This window comes from Mycobacterium sp. NGS15 (assembly GCF_059813245.1).
Genome location: NZ_JCALEF010000018.1, coordinates 1 through 507 on the forward strand (window position 1 = coordinate 1; position 507 = coordinate 507).

Annotated in this window: 1 pseudogene; it reads right to left on the bottom strand. The window is 61.9% G+C overall.

Annotated features, from left to right (window positions below):
* A pseudogene (locus AC5Y5C_RS24860) lies at positions 1-507 on the bottom strand (helix-turn-helix transcriptional regulator); the annotation flags it as partial.

A 507-nucleotide genomic window follows, 5' to 3' on the forward strand; every position in this document is an offset into this window, starting at 1 on the left:
AGCTGGTGCGGCGTGGTGTGAAATGCCGCCACAAACGCTTTGATGAGCTCACGCACCGTCATGCCGGCCTGGTTCGCAAGGGTGGGCAATCCGATCATCGGATCGGGGGCGTCGTCCAAGTATTCGATCAGGCCGGCACGGGCGGTCTCGTCGAGGGTGCGGTGCACGCTGGGTCGGTATTGCGGGCCCCCTGGCAGCTTGTCGGATAGATGCAGCAACAGGGTCTGGGTGAGCCATTCGGTAGCTAGCCGGGCGAAGACATCGTCGCGATCGGCCACCGCGCCAATCTGCTCGATTATCTGATGGGTGAGTGGATCACGCTGTCGGATCGCGGGTTTGAGGTCGTTGGTGCTCAGTAGGTCGGGATGAAGTGTGATTTGGCAGTACTTCACCGTGCTGCCGTGTGCGAGTGCGCAATAGCGGTGGTTGGCGGGGATGATCCAGATATCACCGACCCGGGGGCTGGTTCGCCCCGAGGGCCCGTTCTCGAATTCGAGTTCCATCGAG